The following is an 18,597-nucleotide window of genomic DNA, read 5'->3' on the forward strand; positions in this document are numbered from 1 at the left end:
ATTTGTGAAAAAACTTTTTAAATAAAATATGAACGTTTTCATCTCTTGAGCGTCTTATGAGTGAAATAAATAGGTAACAATGGGATGATAGGGAAGAGAGGAACAGAAGCTGATGGAGGAGAAAGACCTTATAATAAACGCCAAACGAGGAGATCAGCTCGCTTTTGCCATGCTTTTTAAAAATAACTATTCCTTTCTGGTTAAATACTTAATCAAAATCACCATGAATCCTGATGAAGCTGAAGAGCTTGCCCAGGAAACAATGGCCAAATGTGTTGAAAAAATTGGCCTCTTCAATGGCAAATCGAAATTTTCTTCCTGGCTGATTTCCATTGCGACCAATTTGTATATTGATCAGAAGCGAAAGTTGAAAAGAGAGAGTAAATGGAAAGCAGAGGAAGAAGTATCCCGACGCATGAAATGGCATCTTGAAAGCCGAAATGAAGAATGGAATGATGCCTTATCTGCATTGGGGAAATTAAAAGACGAGATAAGGATACCTATCGTTCTTAAACATTATTATGGCTACTCATATGAGGAAATAGGAGAAATGATGAAGATATCTTCAGGCACTGTCAAATCAAGAGTGCACAATGGAATCATGTCTGTAAGGGAGGAGTTGAAGCTTCATGGCGAACAGGAAAGTGCTGCAGCTCGAACACGATCATCAAGATGAAAATTATCTGTCTGCTGTAAAGAAGATAGAAGACGGATTGGAATCGCTGGAAGAAAATGTCCCGGTTTATACACCTGATCTGCAATTTTTTGAAAACTTAGTTGCGGAGCAAAAACAGTCGATGAAAAGGAATTTGATCAGGGACTTAGCTATTTTTACTGTAGCGGCTCTCCTCATTGTAACTTCTTTATTATTCATGCTGTATCAGGTTCCAGCTGTATTTTTTATTCTGCAGGGAATTGTTACTGTTTTTATTATGGCTTATAGTACAGTCAGCTTTGTTAAGCAGGTGAATGGCACATGAGCAGCGAAGAAATTTCCCTCCCTTTGCTGATTGCTGTGGGGATCATCTTAATTGCACAGAGTACCTTCCTATTCCTGGATGCAAGAAAGAATGGCCACAATTATTGGCTATGGGGAATTATCGGTTTAATTCAGGCGCCAATGCCGACGCTGTTTTACTTGATTTTCGTCAGAAAGATTTGGCAGAAAAAAGACTAATTGAGGGATGGAAGGATGAAAAAGTTAAAACAGATGCTGCTGCTTACAGCCACAGGAGGCCAGCTGCTTGGAATAGCCATGCTGTTCATCAATATTAAGGCAGCGATTATGTTTTATATCTTATATACTTTAATGATTTTTGCGATATTTATTGTACTGATAGCTGAAAGAAAAAAAGAAAAAGAGGAGGAAGAGCAAAATGATTATCGTGACTACTGATGCGGTACCTGGGAAAGAGATTAAAGAAATTAAAGGTTTTGTAAGAGGGAGTACAGTACAGACAAAACATATAGGAAAAGATATTCTAGCAGGATTGAAAACAATTGTAGGCGGAGAAATTGGCGAATATACTGAAATGATGGATGAAGCAAGACAGAAGGCCATAGGCAGAATGGTTGAAGATGCAAAAGCAAAAGGGGCCAATGCAATCATTGGAATGCGTCTGCAGACATCAGCTGTTATGCAGAATGCTGCAGAGATCATTGCATACGGAACCGCAGCTATAATTGAAGAATAACAGGAGAAAAACCAGCTGACACTTTAGCTGGTTTTTTTATTTTGATAGATATGACTGGTTTCTTTTTGTGATAAATAGGGAAAGATTTGCAGGTGAATATTTGGCAGAAAATACTTGAAAGGAAACTAGTGAATTTTTTGTGATTTTAAAAGCAATTTACATTGAAATCCTTTACAATAGAGTGAAACTTCTTTTAAATAAGGCTTTTTTAGTTTTTTTAACTTAGTTTAATATACCGAGGAGCTCTGTTCCTTTCCTCGGAAAGCAAGTGCCCGCAGTGGAGATGAATGGGCTGAATTTATAGGCAAAATACAATCTATAAGAAAATAGCTTTAAAAACAACACTATGAAAATGACACTTGAATGTGGATTGGAGTTTATATGCTATATTACCGTACGTATGTAAAAGATGAATCATTGCCATGGGTTACCTTTGTTCATGGTGCAGGGGGCAGTTCTGCAATTTGGTACAAACAAATGAGAGAGTACAAAAAGCATTTCAATGTTCTGCTGGTAGATTTGCGGGGACATGGTCAATCTGGAAGAGGCACCTGGGAAGAAGGAGATCATTTTTCGGAAGTATCTCTGGAAATAGTTGAGGTGCTTGATCATCTTCAGATCACCGAGTCCCATTTTGTAGGTATCTCGCTGGGAACAATAGTGATCCAGACAATTGCGCAGGATCATCCGGAAAGAGTGGCTTCCATGATTTTGGGCGGAGCCATAACAGAATTGAACTGGCGTACAAGATTTTTAATAGCCATTGCCAATTTAACTAAGTATATGCTGCCGTATATGCTTCTTTATCAGCTTTTCGCCTGGATTATCATGCCAAAAAGAAATCATCTTGAATCAAGACATGCCTTCGTAAGACAGGCAGCAAAAATGTGCCAAAAGGAATTCATCAACTGGCTGTCCTTAACAAAGTCAGTCAATCCGTACCTTGGAAAAATCCAGTCAAGCATATCCCACATTCCTACCCTTTTCATTATGGGGCAGGAAGACCATTTGTTTATTAAGTCTGTAAAGATCATTGCCCAGAAAGCGAAAACAGCTACAGTCAAAGTCATTACAGGTGCAGGACATGTATGCAATATTGATAAGCCTGATGCCTTTAACCAGATAACCATCGATTTCATCAGGAGGCAGAAAAGAAGATTGGCATCATAAGAATAGCGGAAGCGTCTTGTCCACCCCCGACACCTCGAGGGGGGAGGCTGCTTGCGCTAGACAGTTCTCGAGGTTTTAAATTTTTTAAACGAGCAGATGACAGAAAATTTTTAAGAATAGGAAAAAGGCGGATTGACTTTTGGTGAGAGCGGTGATAATCTTACCAATATGGAAAAAAATGAAAAGGAGGGTTACAAAATGATCTTAATTCATCATCAACAAAAAACAACAGAAAAAAGAAAATTTGTAACCTCTTCTTTAAAGCATATAAAAATGTAAACAGGATCTGCCTGTACATTTTGAAGGAGCACAGGTTACATTTTGTGACGTGGGCTCTTTTGTCTATTTAAGACATATCGCATGCCGCGGTATGTCTTTTTTTGTCCGATAATACAAAAGTAGCAAAAGGAATTGCAGGTTCAGCCTGTTTCCATATATTTAAGCTTTTATAAGCGGCTGTTTCGGCAGCAATACAAAAAGGAGGGTAATTTTATGAATGCTTTCAGAATGAAAAGAAAGACAATTTTGCCGGAGGATCTGGATGGAGGCTAGTTATGGATTTGCGGCTGTTTATGTATGAAAGCTCGTGATTAATACTTGAGCTTCATGCGGGAAAGGGGAGAGAACGTTGTTTTCGATACTGGGAAAATTAAGCTGGTTTTTTAAAGAAAACTGGAAAAGGTACACAATTGCCATTACTCTGCTAATCATTGTCGGAATCCTTGATGTAATGCCTCCAAGGCTTGTAGGAATGGCAATTGATGATATTCATCTGGGTGAAATGAGCAGTGCTAAAATAATAGAGTACCTTGGTTTATTGGCTATTATCACAATTGTTTCCTATGGAATTACGTATATTTGGATGTATCAGCTCTTCGGAGGGGCATTTTTGGTAGAAAGAAAACTGCGTTCACAGTTTATGGGACACCTATTGAAAATGACCCCAACATTTTTTGAGAAAAACCGGACTGGTGATTTAATGGCCAGGGCTACAAATGATTTGAAAGCTATATCGGTTACAGCCGGATTTGGAGTATTGACACTGGTGGATTCCAGCGTATTTATGCTGACGATATTATTTACAATGGGATTTTTGGTTAGCTGGAAACTAACCTTTGCAGCAATATTGCCTCTGCCTATCATGGCTTATCTGATAAAGATTTACGGAAAGAAAATTCATACACGGTTTATGAGTGCACAGGATGCCTTCGGAGAACTCAATGACAGAGTTCTTGAATCCGTTTCGGGAGTCAGGGTAGTGCGGGCTTATGTGCAGGAAAGAGCGGATCAGCAGCGTTTCCATGAACTTACTGAAGATGTATACAACAAAAATATTGAAGTGGCCAAAATTGATTCTCTATTTGAGCCAACCATAAAAGTGATTGTGGGCTTAAGCTATCTTATAGGACTTGGTTACGGTGCTTATCTTGTTTTCCATCAAACCATCACCCTGGGCCAGCTCGTGTCATTTAATGTGTATTTGGGTATGCTGATTTGGCCGATGTTCGCTATCGGAGAATTAATTAATGTTATGCAAAGGGGAAATGCCTCCCTTGATCGGGTACAGGAAACATTGTCCGCTAAGCAGGATATAAAGAATCCTGAAACTCCGTCTATCGTTGAAACCCCTGCCAGTGTTACCTTTAGTGATGTTCATTTCCAATATCCTTCCTCAAAAATGGCTAATCTCAAAGGGATTAAGCTGCATATCAAGCGAGGGGAAACGCTGGGGGTTGTAGGGAAAACAGGAAGCGGGAAGACCACTTTCATAAAGCAGCTATTAAGAGAATACCCATCAGGCACCGGGATGCTTGCAATTGCAGATGTTCCAATTGAAGAGCAGGAGCTTGAAAGAACGAGGGGATGGATCGGTTACGTTCCACAGGATCATGTTCTTTTCTCCAGAACTGTCCGGGAAAACATCCTTTTTGGAAAAGAGGAAGCGACTGTAGCAGACATTCAAAAAGCAATTGATTTGGCAGCATTCCGCAAAGACCTTGAACTGTTGCCTGAAGGGCTTGAAACAATGGTCGGTGAAAAGGGAGTGGCCTTATCAGGAGGACAAAAACAGCGGATTTCCATTGCACGTGCACTAGTGAAGGATCCGGAAATTCTGATCCTTGATGACTCACTTTCAGCCGTTGATGCCAAAACGGAGAAAAAGATCATTGATAATATCCGGACTGAGCGCAAGGGTAAAACTACAATAATTACAACCCACAGGATGTCAGCCGTCCAGCACGCTGATCATATTATCGTCCTTGATGAAGGAGGAATTGCAGAAGAAGGCACTCATGAGAACTTAATGACTGCGGATGGATGGTACAAGGAACAATTTTTGAGGCAGCAAACTCAAGTCTCTGAGGAAGAGGAGGTGCTTTCATGACCACTGGGAAGCGTTTAATCCGGTACGCACTTCATTATAAAAAAACGATTATTGCTGCATTGCTTATGCTTACGATAGCTGTAGCGGCAGACCTGGCGGGGCCTTTCATAGCGAAGAAAATGATCGATGACCATATCCTTGGCATAGAATCAGTCTGGTATCAGACAGAGGGCGGAGAAGGTGCTGTAGAATATGATGGTCATTTTTATAAAAGAGAGAAAAACCTTGATCAGGGTGAGCAGAAAATAGATCAGGCCCGAATCTTGCAGGCAGGAAGCCAATTCGTCTTTATGAGCGGTGACATTGCTTTTGATGGAGAGCGAACCTATAAAGATGGCAAATTGCTTATTGAAAAAAGCGGCCAAACCGAAACATATGAAGGGAAGGCTTTGACTGGTGAAGAATTGATGCTTTTTTATTCACCTGAGATTCCTAAGATTGTTCAGCTTTTGGCCTTTTACTTTGGATTGCTGGTCATCGCTTCATTTTTTCAGTACGGCCAGCGGTTTTTTCTGCAAAAGTCGGCAAATAGGATCATTCAGCAAATGAGAGAGGATGTCTTTGGGCAGATTCAAAGACTGCCGATCAGTTACTTTGACAATCTGCCGGCAGGCAAGGTAGTTGCCCGTATAACTAATGATACAGAAGCCATACGTGAGCTTTATGTGACAGTACTGGCAACCTTTTTTACAAGTGCCATATATATCTCAGGTATTTATATCGCTTTATTTATTTTAGATGCCAAGCTTGCTGCATTCTGTTTAATCCTGCTCCCGATTTTATATGTATGGGCAATTGTGTACCGTAAGTTTGCATCGAAATACAATCATGTAATCCGTTCCAGGGTGAGTGATATTAATGGCATGGTGAACGAATCGATTCAGGGAATGAATATCATCCAGGCGTTTGGCCGCGAAAAAGATACACAAAAGGATTTTGAAAAGCTGAATATAGAGCATTTTACCTTCCAGAATAAACTTTTGAGCCTGAATTCACTGACCTCACATAATTTGGTGGCAGTGCTGAGAAACGTGGTCTTTGTTGCATTTATTTGGTATTTCGGGGGAGAATCGCTAAATGTATCATCTGTCATTTCACTCGGAATGCTTTATGCATTTGTAGACTACATTAACCGCCTGTTTCAGCCGGTGCAGGGTATTGTTAATCAATTGGCCAATCTGGAGCAGGCACTTGTTGCCGGTGAAAGAGTCTTCAAATTGCTTGATGAAAAGGGCATTGATATTAGTGATAATAAAATATCCCGCTATAAAGGGGATGTGACATTCGAACATGTGCACTTTGGCTATAAAGAGAAGGAATATGTGCTGAAGGATCTAAATTTTGAAGCAAAGCACGGAGAGACAGTTGCGCTGGTAGGCCATACCGGATCAGGGAAAAGTTCAATCATGAATCTTCTCTTCCGTTTTTATGATTGCCAGGAAGGAAAAATTATGATCGACGGAAGTGATATAAAACAAATTCCAAGGCAGGAGCTCCGCAAACATATGGGCATCGTCCTGCAGGATCCTTTTTTGTTTACAGGGACCATTGCTTCCAATGTCAGTCTTGATGATCCCGAAATAACGCGTGACAAAGTGGAGAAAGCTCTGAAGGATGTCGGTGCAGATAAGATTTTTCAGCATCTTGAAAAAGGTTTCGATGAGCCGGTTATTGAGAAAGGAAGCACGCTCTCCAGCGGGCAGAGGCAGCTCATTTCCTTTGCGCGTGCCCTTGCCTTTGACCCGGCTATCCTGATACTCGATGAAGCAACATCAAGCATCGATACTGAGACAGAATTGATTATCCAGGAAGCCATGGATGTGCTGAAAAGAGGGAGAACCACTTTTATTATCGCCCATCGTCTGTCGACGATCCGAAATGCTGATCAAATCCTCGTTCTGGATAGAGGCAGAATAGTTGAAAAAGGCAACCATGTTGAATTAATGGAGAAAAAGGGTAAATATTACCAAATGTATCAGCTCCAGCAAGGATCAACACTTGCAGGATAGCAGGGAAGCGCCGGAAGGCGCTTTCTTCTTTAGGTTTTTAGGTTTCTTTACATTGATATGATGAGCATATCCGCGGAAAATTAAATTCATCCTTGAAATCTTTTGTTTTATCCGCGAATCGCATCCCCAATAATTTACACAAACATTTTGTTCAATAAAATTTCACTTTTCGGACACAAAATAGTACTGCGCAAAGAATTTCTGATCAGTCAATTCATGGTACTTTGATATTATCTTAAACATATCTGGGGGAGATTCATATGGAGGAATTTTCTATTACTTTGGTGATAGCAAGCATTATGGTACTTGGATACTTCATAGGATATACTATTGTGAAAGCATAGCTGCCGGCTTTACCGCCGGCAGTTTTTTAATTCCAATTTTTATCATTAAAGTTTGGAAATAAGGGAAAAGAATAAATATGAATCATAGTGTTAATTTAAGGAGGTATGAAATTTGGCTGATTTCAGAATTGAAAAGGATACACTTGGAGAAGTAAAGGTGCCTGCGGATAAATATTGGGGAGCCCAAACGCAGCGGAGCAAGGATAATTTTAAAATCGGCATTGAAAAAATGCCGATGGAAGTAATTTATGCTTTTGCAAAGGTAAAGCGTTCAGCTGCAGTGGTCAACAATAAACTTGGGAAACTGTCTGATGACAAAAAGGATGCCATCACAAGGGCCTGTGATGAAATTCTTGATCATAAGTTTGACAATCATTTTCCGCTGGCTGTCTGGCAGACAGGGAGTGGCACACAATCAAATATGAATGTAAATGAGGTTGTGGCGAAAAAAGCAAACGAATTCCTGGAAAAGAAGGGTCAGCAAGAAATTAAAGTTCATCCAAATGATGATGTCAATATGTCTCAAAGCTCGAATGATACATTTCCGACTGCCATGCATATCGCGGGCTATACCGAGATGGAAGAAAAACTGCTTCCATCATTAAAGGATTTAATAAACACAGTCAAATTGAAAGAGGGGGCCTTTAATACAATCGTGAAAATAGGCAGGACCCATTTACAGGATGCAACTCCCCTTACATTGGGCCAGGAGATCAGCGGCTGGCGTGCAATGCTTGAAAAGAACGAAAAAATGCTGACGGATGCAAAGCAGTACCTGCTTGACTTAGCCATTGGCGGTACAGCAGTGGGTACAGGCATTAATGCAGATAAGTCATTTGGATCTGAAATGGCAAACGAAATATCCAGACTTACAGGCTATTCATTCAGATCTTCTGAGAATAAATTTCAGGCCCTGACCAGCCATAATGAAATTGTCCATGTTCATGGCACATTGAAGGGGCTTGCGGCAGATTTAATGAAAATCGCGAATGATGTCCGCTGGCTCGCGAGCGGGCCGCGCAGCGGAATTGGGGAATTGTCGATACCAGCAAATGAACCTGGCAGTTCAATCATGCCTGGCAAAGTAAATCCGACACAGAGTGAAGCCCTTACGATGGTGGTTTGCCAGGTCTTTGGAAATGATGCCTCGATTGGATTTGCTGCCAGTCAGGGGAATTTCGAATTGAATGTGTTCAAGCCTGTTATTATCTATAATCTTCTTCAAAGCATCAGAATTCTTGCAGATGGAATGGCCTCTTTCAATGAAAATTGCATGATGGGACTGGAAGCTAATAAAGAAGTGATTAATGGCCATGTTGAGAGGTCGCTAATGCTTGTAACGGCACTTAATCCGCATATCGGCTATGAAAAAGCAGCGGAAATAGCAAAACTCGCATTCAGTGAGAATTCAACATTGAAAGAAGCAGCATTAAAAACAGGCTATATTACTGAAGAACAATATGAGAATTGGGTTGTACCCGAAAAAATGATCTAAATATTAAATGGCCCTCCTTTCAGAAAGGAGGGCCAAAGCCAATTTATTCAATTGTTATCTTGCTTTATTAGAAAGAACCGCCGCCAAGCTGTTGTTCAGCCATTTGTACAAGGCGTTTTGTGATTTCTCCGCCAACAGATCCGTTAGCGCGAGAAGTTGTTTCTGCACCAAGGTTTACACCAAATTCAGTAGCGATTTCGTACTTCATTTGATCAAGTGCTTGTGCTACTCCTGGTACTAGTAATTGGTTTGAGGAATTGCTTCTGCTAGATGATTGGTTGTTCATGTGATTTCCTCCTCGAAATATAAGTGTTGGTTTTTTGGTTGGGTTAGCTGGAATTGCACCAGCGCAAGGATTATGTCCTGCTCCACTGCCTGGCGTAACCCATCGTTTATTTTGCTGGTGCTTGATGCCGCTTTGTTACTCTCTATTATGTTTGATTTATAAAAGTTTATTCTTTTAGCAAATCGGGAATTTTTTCCTGAAAAGACTTTCTGATTAGGAGTTTTACATAACGAAGCTTAAAAAAACAAACCATATTAAATATCAGCTAAGTTAACGAAAGTGAGAGGATTGGAAATGGCGATATGCCCTGTCTGCAACGGGTTTGAGAAACTGGACGCAACCTGCAGCTCCTGTGGAAGCAGTATGGAGGACAGTGGAAGAGTAATGGATTTTTACGATGATTACAGTGCCTATATGCCAATCGACCAGATGAAAATGGAAGATGGCTATCCCCAGGATTATCAAAGGGAAGAATGTCCGCATTTGCTCAAGTGTCCATCATGCGGTCAGGATTCAGTAAAGTTTATAAAAGAATAGAATGGAAAAGAAAAGCTGAGCCGCAATTAGACAAGTTTGTGACCTCGAAGGGGCAGGCGCTGGAGCCAGGCAGTATTAAAAAACCCCGTCATCGACGGGGCTTCAATATTATTCTTTTTCAGAGCGAATTCTTCTTTCGGAGTTTGCATCAAAGAAATGCGCTTTATTCATATCGAAAGCAAGCTCAAGGTTTTGGCCTGGCTTAATATCTGTGCGGGAATCCACGCGTGCAACAAAATCCTGTCCTTCGATGCTTGAGTAAATCATTGTTTCAGCACCAGTCAGTTCTGAAACGTCAATGCGGGCATTGATTTTAGAACCGGCAGAAGCATCAATAAATACTGGCTCATCATGAATGTCTTCTGGGCGAATGCCAAGGACAATGTCTTTGCCAGTATAACCTTGATCACGAAGAACCTTCATTTTACCCTCTGGGACGGCAATCTGGGTTTTGCCAATGACAAACTTTCCGTCTTCAAGCCTTCCGTTAAAGAAGTTCATGGCAGGTGAACCAATAAATCCGCCTACAAATACGTTTTCAGGCTTCTCATAAACTTCTTTCGGTGCGCCAACCTGCTGGATTACTCCATCTTTCATAACAACCAGGCGGGTAGCCATTGTCATGGCCTCTGTCTGGTCATGGGTTACATAGATGGTTGTAGTTTGAAGACGCTGATGAAGTTTGGCAATTTCTGCACGCATTTGAACACGCAGCTTTGCATCAAGATTTGATAAAGGTTCGTCCATCAGGAATACCTTTGCATCACGGACAATCGCACGGCCCAAGGCTACACGCTGCCGCTGACCGCCTGACAGTGCTTTAGGTTTGCGGTCAAGATAAGGCTCCAGACCAAGAATTTTAGCAGCTTCCTTTACACGGCGGTCGATTTCGTCTTTGGGAAATTTACGAAGCTTAAGGCCGAAAGCCATGTTATCATACACAGACATATGCGGATAAAGTGCATAGTTCTGGAAAACCATTGCAATATCACGATCTTTTGGAGGGACATCGTTGACACGCTTTTCATCGATATAGAAGTCGCCTTTTGAAATTTCCTCAAGGCCTGCAATCATACGGAGAGTTGTTGATTTACCGCAGCCGGAAGGACCGACAAATACGATAAATTCTTTATCCTGTATATGAAGGTTAAAATCCTCTACTGCCGTTACTTTATTGTCATAAACTTTATAAATATTATCGAGTTTTAATTCTGCCATCAGGGTAACCTCCCAATATTCTTTTCTTAATAACAGTTTAATGGATATTTGGGTTTTCCCATATGGCCAAACTGCACAAAAAAGCTGAAAGCGTTTTTATGCAATGTGCTCAATCATTTCTGTTCAACAAGCAAACAAGCTAAATAAACAGTCAGGGCACTGTTGAAATCTTTTAATTGAATGCCGGTTTTATCTGTGAATTTATCCAGCCTGTATTGCAGCGTATTGCGGTGGACATACAATTTTTTCGCAGTTAATGAAACGTTGGAGCTATTCTGTAAAAAAATTTTTATGGTGTGCAGAAGTTCTGGGTCTTCTTGGAGTAAAGAAAGGCGTGAAAGCAGGCTGTTTTTTAAAGTTGCATCCAGACTTCCGGTGACAAGAGATGGAAACAGCGTTTCGTATTTCAGCACCTTTTCGGCTGGAAGCAAAGAGGAGGCTTGCTCAAAAAAACGCTGTTCTTCTTTAAAATAATTGCGCAAATGTGCATCCAGCCTGTTCGGAATGCCGATGTAAAAGGCTGTTTTTACAAAAAAATCGCTTTCAAAAGCATTGGAAATAGCAATGAATTCTTCTTCGGCAAGAGGGGCGTTAGCTTCCTCAACAATGACTCCTCCAGCTGGCCCGTTCCATAAAATCATAATGTCCTTTTCAAAAAAACCTTTAAAAGCAGCTTCCATATCCTCGCGTATCCAATCTCCTTCAGACATCTTAAATTGAATAAGCCTGTACGGAACATCTTTTGCTAATGATGGAAATTCTCCATTGGAAAATAGGTATTGAAACCAGGCCTGAGAAGCGGGAGCATGGTGTATGGAGCAGTCATGGAATTCAAATAAAGTTTTTAAGAGCATCAGACCGTCTGAAGATACCTCTTGAGATGGGATGCCAAGCCATTGACCTGAATCTTCATGATGAAGCCAGTACATATCAGAGTAAAAGCTAAAATCAGGTTTTTCATTTTCAAGCAGAGAGCCCGGATATTGGTCATGTAATTTTTTTAACATATCATTACCCTTTAGTTTGATAAATTTTTGTGTTTCTTATATTATAGCAGTTATAATTTAATTGAAAAAATTAACTTAATCTGTGATTGTTTCTATAAAGTAAATTGAGAGTGTAAGGGGGGAGACTCATGGAATATACACCGGAAATGAAAAACCGCTTGAAGAGGCTGGAAGGGCAGGTGCGGGGTGTTATCCGAATGATGGAAGAAGAAAAACACTGCAAGGATGTTGTAACACAATTATCTGCTGTCCGTTCTGCAGTTGACCGTGCAATGGGATATATTGTAGCTAAAAATCTGGAGACATGTATTCGGGAAGCTGCTGACGAAGGCAAAAATGCGGAGAATGCAATCCAGGAAGCAGTGAATATGATTGTAAAAAGCAGATGATTAGAAAAGCTCCAGGCGCCAGCTTATCGGCGCCTGGAGCTAGACAGTTATCTAATTCAAAATTATTACAGTTTAATCTTTATAAGAGGCACCTGAATTAAGGTGCCTCTTAATATTATTCTGCTTCATCTGGAGGTTCTTCCTCATGCAGTTCCCTAGCCTGTTCAATATTAACATCATCACCGCGTCCATGAACGGAGCCTCCAGACAGACCTTCGTTTATGATTCTGTCTATATCCATATAAGCTTTGTCCCTGCCTTCATAGTTCACGTCCTCTGAAACCTGGCGTTTCTTATCCATGTTTGAATCGCTCCTTTAAATGAAATATCCTGGCGGGATTATTTTTCCAAAAGAACCTTAGGGTCATGCATGGATCCTCTAACTTTTTTCTCATTCATACACATGAAATAACATTAATTCATGGATTTGGGATTTCAGGTCATCCTCCTGACCAGCAGGGTCTCCGGATGTCCATTCAATTTTACCGTCAGGATGATAGATGCCAGTCATTTTTTGCTTTTTAAAGTAAAAAGAAAATGTCCATCCCGGCAATTGTTTATTTTCATATAAAGGTTTGAACTGAAAGTGTGTCAGCATTAGGATTCCTCCAGATGTTGTAATATCCCGTTTAATGTTCCTGAAAAGGGGAATGGAATAGATGTAGAAACATTTTAACATTAAAAGGAGGCAAAGATGATGAAAAGAAACAATAAATTTATGATGTCAGCCATGGCACTTGGAGCAGCTTATTTAATGAGAAACACGGAGGCACGCCAAAAGCTTAAAGACCAGTTTAAGTCATTCGCCGGAAGTGCCTCTAAAAAAGATAAAATGAAGACAGCGAAAAGCCCTGTAACGACTTATTAATCCTTTTGCGGTTTTGGATGGAACTTGTAAAAAATCGCATAAAAATAGCCGTGCACACTATGGTGTACGGCTATTTTTATTGGTGTGAGAGAAGCCCGCCAGCGAGAAAAATAAGCGGGTCAGTTCTTCAATTCTTTTTTCTTCTATCCAAACTTCATCAAAACTCATGGGTTTGGAATTTATTTCATAAATCACATAAGTGCCCTGGTCAGTTAATCCTGCATCAATAGAGTATTCCCCATAAAAACCTTTCGTCTTCTCAAGGAGCTTTCCTGCCTCGGCTGCTGCAGTATGAATAAACTCATCATGTTCTTTCGTACGGACACTTTCATATGGAATCATTACCCCGCCATTCGGTATGTGTGTTGTAATATCCTGTTTCTTAGACTGCCTGATGCCAATCCCTGTAACAGAATAGTTGCCTTCTCTGAAATGGGCCAGAATTCTAAAATCAAATCGCTTGCCTTCCTTTAAGGCAGGGCTGATCGCTTTTTGTGCTAAATAAGATTTATTCGTCAGAAGAATACCCCATTGGTTCCAGAAATTTTCATAATCAGTGAAACTGAATGAATTGTGCAGGCCGTTCAATCGTATTCCATTTCCCAGCTGGCTTAAATGGTAAATCCCTTTGCCCTTGGACCCGTTTGCGGGCTTTAAGTAGATATTATTATATTTGCGGATAAAATCCTTAAGCTCTTTTGGACTGGAGACAAGAATGGTTGCAGGAATATACTCCTGCAACGGGGGATGGTCCTTAAATAGCTGGAAAACTTCCAATTTGTCCAGAAAACCCGGGTTGAAAAATGGAATATTATGCTCCTTAAAAAAACGGCTCGCTTTATGAAAGGCTTCAGTTTTTTCAATTTTCCGGAAAGGCACCCTGTTGTAGACAAGATGCGGAAGAGGGCATTTTGCCTCAATCCATTTATCCTGCTGGGGAAAATAAATATAGCCATTCACTGAATTCTCCCTCAGGTCGTCTGCCGTAAATACATAGGAAACCCCATTTTGCTGAAGTAAGTTTTTCTGCAGTGACTTAAATAAAGGGCCATTGCCTGCGATAGACTGGTCCTTTCCTTTTCCGGTCAGAATGCCTATCACCGGTCCTGCATTATCGTTTTGCATTGACAATGAAAAGGAAATCGAATTTAGTTCCGCCTTCGGCCCAATGGTGCTTAGAGGATGAGGATCCCTTCCCAGTGTACAGCTGGTGCTGCTGAACCATTTCCTGCTGGCCCAGTTATAATAAATCCTCATCTGATTATTTCCTGGGGTTTCATAATGGATGCTTCGGCAAGGAAGACTGCAAATGCAAGCGAAAGCTTGCGGGTAAGAAAGTCGAACTCCCGGAGCTGAGGGTGTTTAAATATAGATCTGCCAGGCTTCGAGTTTGCTTCGAAAAGCCACACATGGCCATTTCGGTCCAAGCCAAAGTCAAAGCCGATTTCACCAATGATTCCTTCCATGTTCCGTTCCAGGGCTTTGCTGATTTTTAATGCCGCCTTACTCAACTTTTCCACTGCTTCTGCTTTTTCAGCATCGGATTCAAACAATTCTTCCAGGGTTTTGATTTCACCGCCGCTTTTAACATGGGTTGTAACACTGCCGGGCCCCGCCATTTTTGCAGCTGAAGCTGTTACATTCCATTCCCCATTTTCATCTTTATTCGTATGAATCCTGAAATCAATTGTCCTCTGTTCATGGCGGAGCAAGCGGATTCCCTGCTGAACAAGCATCCGGCTTAAACTCCGTCCTGCAAAAATATTCCCCATCAGGTTTTCCAGACTGTTAAACTTTCTCAAACGGTTTTCATCCCGAACTCTATATCGGCAATAATAATGCCCATCCTTTTTATCATAAATAATTTGATGAATCCCAAGCCCCAGGCTTCCATTAATCGGTTTTAGGAAAACATGCCCATAATCAGCGAGCATTCTTTCAATGACAGAAAATGAAGAAAAAGGGTGGGTTTCCGGCAGGTAGTGACTAATATCATCATCGTTCTGCAGTCTTTCATAAACATCCAATTTATTAAAGAAACCAGGATTATACCAGGGAATTAAATAGTCTTTCTGCAGGCGGTCCCGTACTTCTTTAAGTTCGTTCCTTCTTTCGCTTTTTCTATTGGGTAGCCGATCATATACAACATTCGGAAAAGGCACATCAAACGTTTCCCATCCTTCCTCATGATAAAAAAGCCCCCTGATTGTTCCTTGTTCCCAGTTGATATGCTGGTCACCGAACAAATACGGAATTGCTCCAACCGTTTTTTTGACAGAAAGCAATTTGGCAAAAAACAGAGTCCGATCCCCGACTGGTCTTAAAGGAAAAGAGGTAAATCCTGATGTGAAGATTCCTACAAGGGGGCCGAGGTACAGTGTCCCCTTATTGGCAAAGGCATGCAAAGGAATTTTGAGATCAGGGAAATGCAGCGCATCTGCCATATCTTTACTTATAATGATGGAGTTTTTCTTTGTTTTCTGAAGTAAGAAAACGGCATCTGTCGAATGTGTGCCAAAAGCCAGTTTCGTCAAATGAGTATGAAGGTTAAGCTCATTAGGAATATAAACTGTTTTGGAGGCAGAATTGGAAATTTCAATTTGATATTGTTTTCTCATGATTCGTTCTCCTTTCCAATTCCTTATCGGCTGCCAGGAACTTGGCATAGTGAAGGGGAGCAGTATATAATTCTTCCTTCTTTTCAGGCTGGCTGTTCAGGATGGTTTTTCTGCCTGGTTTTGAGTTAATATCCAAAATCCAAATGGAGCCGTTGTTTTCCACTCCAATATCAATTCCCATTTCAAATAGCGGAGGAAGCTTTCGTTCAAGCGCAGCGGGGAGTGTATCGATAATGTCATAAAGCTCATCGCAAAGAAAACTCCTCAATGAAGATGGGTATTCAGTAATCCAGTCCTCGAAAGAAATATTGCTGCCGCCCGTGCTTAAATTGGACACGATGCCGCCATTTCTGCCTGCCCGAATGCCCCGGCCCAGCTCCCTCCAGGTGCCATTCCTGTCCTTTTGAAGCAAAATCCTTATATCAAAGGGCTTTTCTTCCTTGCTCGATAGATTCACATATGGCTGGAAGAGGTACCGCCGTTTTGCCGTCAGGTTATTAAGCCAGCCTGCTGCTTTTTCAGCGCTTTCAAAGCTGTGGGAAACCTGAGCGTTTTTTTTATCAGTTTTAACAAGAATGTTTTTGCCAGTTTTCTCAATATAATAGATTCCGTGCCCCTGTGAACCGCTAGCTGGTTTTAAGATGAGGGGATGATCAGGCAGGAGGCTGTCTAAGAACCGGTCAGCGTCAGTATAGGGTTCTGTTTTTAGCAAATAGGGTGAAATATTTGTGCAGGAGAGGATTTCATACAATTCAAGCTTATTAGGCAAGCCGTAGCCAAGGAATTGGATGTCATTTCTTGCCTTGAGCCAATTTACGATGGACATGCATTGTTTTGAGTGGGAATCATTTCCGTAAAAACAGCGATCATAAAGGATTTCGGGCGCTGTAAATTCTGCTGGCTCCCATCCGCCTGAAGCAGGGTTATAGAAATCACCTGTAATTCTTTCTGTAATAGGATTGATCTCTGAAGGCACAAACCGGAAGCAGTTAATGTTATATTCATTAGCTCTTCTGGCCAACTCCATAAAATATGGCTGTTCACTCCGTTTGTTCAATGTCATGATTCCGAATGAAAGCATGCTGTAATCCTCCTTTATGGATGAATGATAAAGCCGTTGCATATTCGATCAGTGCCTTGGCTGAGGGTCTTACTCTTTTTTCTTTGTCTTCGAAATTTTTGGAGGGCTTAGAATTCACTTCGATGATCCATAGTTTTCCATTTGTATCTAAACCAATATCAATTCCGAGTTCTCCGACAAGCCCTTCGCATTTCTGGCTGATGATCGTTGCTGTTTCAACTGCAAGCTCCTTCAATAAGGCCAGCTGCTGAACCGCTGTTTTCTGATCAGACAGCATCGAGAAAATTCTTAGAGGTTTCATGATTTCCCCGCCTCTGGCAATGTTTGAAACAAATTGCTGCTCAGCAGAAATCCTAGCGACTGCAGAAGTGGCTTTCCAGATATCCTGAAAATTTTTGTGGCAGAGCACACGGAAATCAAGTTGCCTGTTTTTAAAGGTTTGCAGAGGGATGGCCTGCTGTGCCAGAAAAATGGTTTTCTTTTGGTATTGCTGGAACCACTGTACAAAGCGGGTATAATTTTTGAAAGTGATTGTATTCTCCCTGCCGTTTCCGGTCGATAGTTCTGCCATTATTTCTTCGCCGTTTAAACTCAGCCTGATAATATTCCGGCCCTGGCTGCCGTGAATGGGCTTTAGGAATAATAGTCTGTGTCTGGCCAGCATATCTATAATGGTTTGTTCATCTCCTATGGCCGTATCAGGCAGATATGGCTGCATATGATCCTCAGAAAATAGCAGGTTATGAACTTCCTTTTTTGATAGAAAACGGTCATTAAACACTGGGATATTAAATTTTATAAGGTTGTTTTTAAATGATTGAAAAGCGGTACTTGCTTCAAGCATTCGGGAGTGAATCCGGTTATAGATTACACTCGGCAAAGGAACCGGATGTTTTATCCATTTTCTATCCTGAAGGCAGTATCCTTGCAGACTGCCTTTAATAAAATCCCTAAAGTGAAACACATAAAAATATCCCCCCATATTTGAAACAACTTCATGCAATTCTTCGCAAAATGAATGAATAGAGCGAAAGTCAGGCTCTTCGCCATTATCATTGAAATCTGTCATCAGCCCTATAATCGGTCCGGCAGTAATAGTAAGGTCCTTTCGGGAGTAACTGGCAACAAAATGGAGATCTTCAATTGGCAAGCAGCATTCCTGTAGAAGCGGCTCACTGAAACCAAGCTCATCTTTCGTAATGTTTGCTCCTTCAATGGTTATCTGAATGGTGTGCTTGCCGATTTGCAGCAAATGGGGCATTTGCAAATCAATATTCCAGTAATGGACGAGAGAGTGGCTAATTTGAATGCGAAATTGATTTTCCTGAAACATTTTTACCGGAACAATCGTAATAGGCAATAAAGAAACTGACATGATCATTCCTCATTTGTTAATCTTTATTTGAGCCTTTTCTAAAAATCCGCATGCTGTATACAAATTGATTGCTGATTTTAACCTGCGGCAGGAAGTGCAAAACTCCCATTGATGAAGTTT

The 18,597-nt window shown here is 41.0% G+C and carries 21 protein-coding genes; 12 read left to right on the plus strand and 9 right to left on the minus strand.

What is annotated here, in order from left to right:
• The first annotated feature begins 112 nt into the window (after window positions 1-112).
• The 9 genes from sigY (at window position 113) to fumC (ending at window position 9,098) form a co-directional block, all read left to right on the plus strand.
• On the plus strand, window positions 113-676 hold the full coding sequence (gene sigY, locus DFO72_RS18000) for an RNA polymerase sigma factor SigY (protein WP_113883480.1): 564 nt from the start codon (window positions 113-115) through the stop codon (window positions 674-676).
• On the plus strand, window positions 630-980 hold the full coding sequence (locus DFO72_RS18005) for a YxlC family protein (protein ID WP_113883479.1): 351 nt from the start codon (window positions 630-632) through the stop codon (window positions 978-980). Before sigY ends, DFO72_RS18005 begins: the two co-directional genes overlap by 47 nt.
• The gene (locus tag DFO72_RS18010) at window positions 977-1,177 is read left to right on the plus strand and encodes a sigma-Y antisigma factor component (RefSeq protein ID WP_113883478.1); all 201 of its coding nucleotides are present in this window, start codon (window positions 977-979) and stop codon (window positions 1,175-1,177) included. Before DFO72_RS18005 ends, DFO72_RS18010 begins: the two co-directional genes overlap by 4 nt.
• A 15-nt stretch (window positions 1,178-1,192) precedes the next feature.
• A complete protein-coding gene (locus DFO72_RS18015) occupies window positions 1,193-1,396 on the plus strand; it encodes a hypothetical protein (protein WP_113883477.1) in 204 nt (67 codons plus the stop codon).
• Entirely contained in the window at window positions 1,377-1,694 is a 318-nt protein-coding gene (locus tag DFO72_RS18020; RefSeq protein ID WP_019381404.1) for a YbjQ family protein, read from the plus strand. Before DFO72_RS18015 ends, DFO72_RS18020 begins: the two co-directional genes overlap by 20 nt.
• 381 nt (window positions 1,695-2,075) lie before the next feature.
• Window positions 2,076-2,864 (plus strand): alpha/beta fold hydrolase, encoded by a 789-nt coding sequence (locus DFO72_RS18025; protein WP_113883476.1) that lies wholly within the window; start codon window positions 2,076-2,078, stop codon window positions 2,862-2,864.
• Between the two features lie 628 nt (window positions 2,865-3,492).
• Window positions 3,493-5,250 (plus strand): ABC transporter ATP-binding protein, encoded by a 1,758-nt coding sequence (locus DFO72_RS18030; protein ID WP_113883475.1) that lies wholly within the window; start codon window positions 3,493-3,495, stop codon window positions 5,248-5,250.
• Window positions 5,247-7,259 (plus strand): ABC transporter ATP-binding protein, encoded by a 2,013-nt coding sequence (locus tag DFO72_RS18035; RefSeq protein ID WP_113883474.1) that lies wholly within the window; start codon window positions 5,247-5,249, stop codon window positions 7,257-7,259. Before DFO72_RS18030 ends, DFO72_RS18035 begins: the two co-directional genes overlap by 4 nt.
• Before the next feature lie 456 nt (window positions 7,260-7,715).
• Window positions 7,716-9,098, plus strand: a complete 1,383-nt coding sequence (gene fumC / locus DFO72_RS18040) for a class II fumarate hydratase (RefSeq protein WP_113883473.1) — start codon at window positions 7,716-7,718, stop codon at window positions 9,096-9,098.
• A 67-nt stretch (window positions 9,099-9,165) separates the two neighbouring features.
• Here the strand turns inward: fumC and DFO72_RS18045 are convergent, their stop codons facing one another.
• Window positions 9,166-9,384, minus strand: a complete 219-nt coding sequence (locus tag DFO72_RS18045; RefSeq protein WP_035326833.1) for an alpha/beta-type small acid-soluble spore protein — start codon at window positions 9,382-9,384, stop codon at window positions 9,166-9,168.
• A 294-nt stretch (window positions 9,385-9,678) separates the two neighbouring features.
• Between DFO72_RS18045 and DFO72_RS18050 the strand changes: the two genes are divergently transcribed.
• Entirely contained in the window at window positions 9,679-9,921 is a 243-nt protein-coding gene (locus DFO72_RS18050) for a hypothetical protein (RefSeq protein WP_113883472.1), read from the plus strand.
• Window positions 9,922-10,029: 108 nt separating this feature from the next.
• Here the strand turns inward: DFO72_RS18050 and DFO72_RS18055 are convergent, their stop codons facing one another.
• Both DFO72_RS18055 and DFO72_RS18060 read right to left on the minus strand, forming a co-directional pair.
• The gene (locus DFO72_RS18055) at window positions 10,030-11,139 is read right to left on the minus strand and encodes an ABC transporter ATP-binding protein (RefSeq protein ID WP_113883471.1); all 1,110 of its coding nucleotides are present in this window, start codon (window positions 11,137-11,139) and stop codon (window positions 10,030-10,032) included.
• 113 nt (window positions 11,140-11,252) lie between these two features.
• Complete coding sequence (locus tag DFO72_RS18060; protein ID WP_113883470.1) at window positions 11,253-12,146, minus strand: PucR family transcriptional regulator; 894 nt, start codon at window positions 12,144-12,146, stop codon at window positions 11,253-11,255.
• A 128-nt stretch (window positions 12,147-12,274) separates the two neighbouring features.
• Here DFO72_RS18060 and DFO72_RS18065 point away from each other — a divergent pair, with 128 nt between their 5' ends.
• Entirely contained in the window at window positions 12,275-12,535 is a 261-nt protein-coding gene (locus tag DFO72_RS18065) for a metal-sensitive transcriptional regulator (protein WP_113883469.1), read from the plus strand.
• Between the two features lie 115 nt (window positions 12,536-12,650).
• Here the strand turns inward: DFO72_RS18065 and DFO72_RS18070 are convergent, their stop codons facing one another.
• Together DFO72_RS18070 and DFO72_RS18075 are read right to left on the minus strand one after the other, a co-directional pair.
• Window positions 12,651-12,836, minus strand: a complete 186-nt coding sequence (locus DFO72_RS18070; RefSeq protein WP_113883468.1) for a hypothetical protein — start codon at window positions 12,834-12,836, stop codon at window positions 12,651-12,653.
• A gap of 90 nt (window positions 12,837-12,926) precedes the next feature.
• Window positions 12,927-13,133 carry a YheE family protein gene (locus DFO72_RS18075; RefSeq protein ID WP_113883467.1) on the minus strand — a complete coding sequence of 69 codons (207 nt, stop codon included), beginning with the start codon at window positions 13,131-13,133 and terminating at the stop codon, window positions 12,927-12,929.
• Window positions 13,134-13,229: 96 nt separating this feature from the next.
• Here DFO72_RS18075 and DFO72_RS29575 point away from each other — a divergent pair, with 96 nt between their 5' ends.
• A complete protein-coding gene (locus DFO72_RS29575; protein WP_166672517.1) occupies window positions 13,230-13,403 on the plus strand; it encodes a hypothetical protein in 174 nt (57 codons plus the stop codon).
• Window positions 13,404-13,460: 57 nt separating this feature from the next.
• On the opposite strand, the gene DFO72_RS18080 is transcribed toward DFO72_RS29575, so the two are convergent.
• From DFO72_RS18080 to DFO72_RS18095, 4 genes are read right to left on the minus strand one after another with little or no spacing between them, the layout of a single operon-like run.
• Window positions 13,461-14,660: a YheC/YheD family protein gene (locus DFO72_RS18080; RefSeq protein WP_113883466.1), complete on the minus strand. Its 1,200-nt coding sequence runs from the start codon at window positions 14,658-14,660 to the stop codon at window positions 13,461-13,463.
• Window positions 14,657-16,021 (minus strand): YheC/YheD family protein, encoded by a 1,365-nt coding sequence (locus DFO72_RS18085; RefSeq protein WP_113883465.1) that lies wholly within the window; start codon window positions 16,019-16,021, stop codon window positions 14,657-14,659. The genes DFO72_RS18080 and DFO72_RS18085 overlap by 4 nt, the downstream gene beginning before the upstream one ends.
• Window positions 15,999-17,102 (minus strand): YheC/YheD family protein, encoded by a 1,104-nt coding sequence (locus tag DFO72_RS18090; RefSeq protein WP_113883464.1) that lies wholly within the window; start codon window positions 17,100-17,102, stop codon window positions 15,999-16,001. Before DFO72_RS18090 ends, DFO72_RS18085 begins: the two co-directional genes overlap by 23 nt.
• On the minus strand, window positions 17,062-18,477 hold the full coding sequence (locus DFO72_RS18095) for a YheC/YheD family protein (RefSeq protein ID WP_113883463.1): 1,416 nt from the start codon (window positions 18,475-18,477) through the stop codon (window positions 17,062-17,064). Before DFO72_RS18095 ends, DFO72_RS18090 begins: the two co-directional genes overlap by 41 nt.
• Between the last annotated feature and the right edge of the window lie 120 nt (window positions 18,478-18,597).

The sequence above is a fragment of the Cytobacillus oceanisediminis genome, from assembly GCF_004366035.1.
GTDB lineage: Bacteria > Bacillota > Bacilli > Bacillales > Cytobacillaceae > Cytobacillus > Cytobacillus oceanisediminis_C.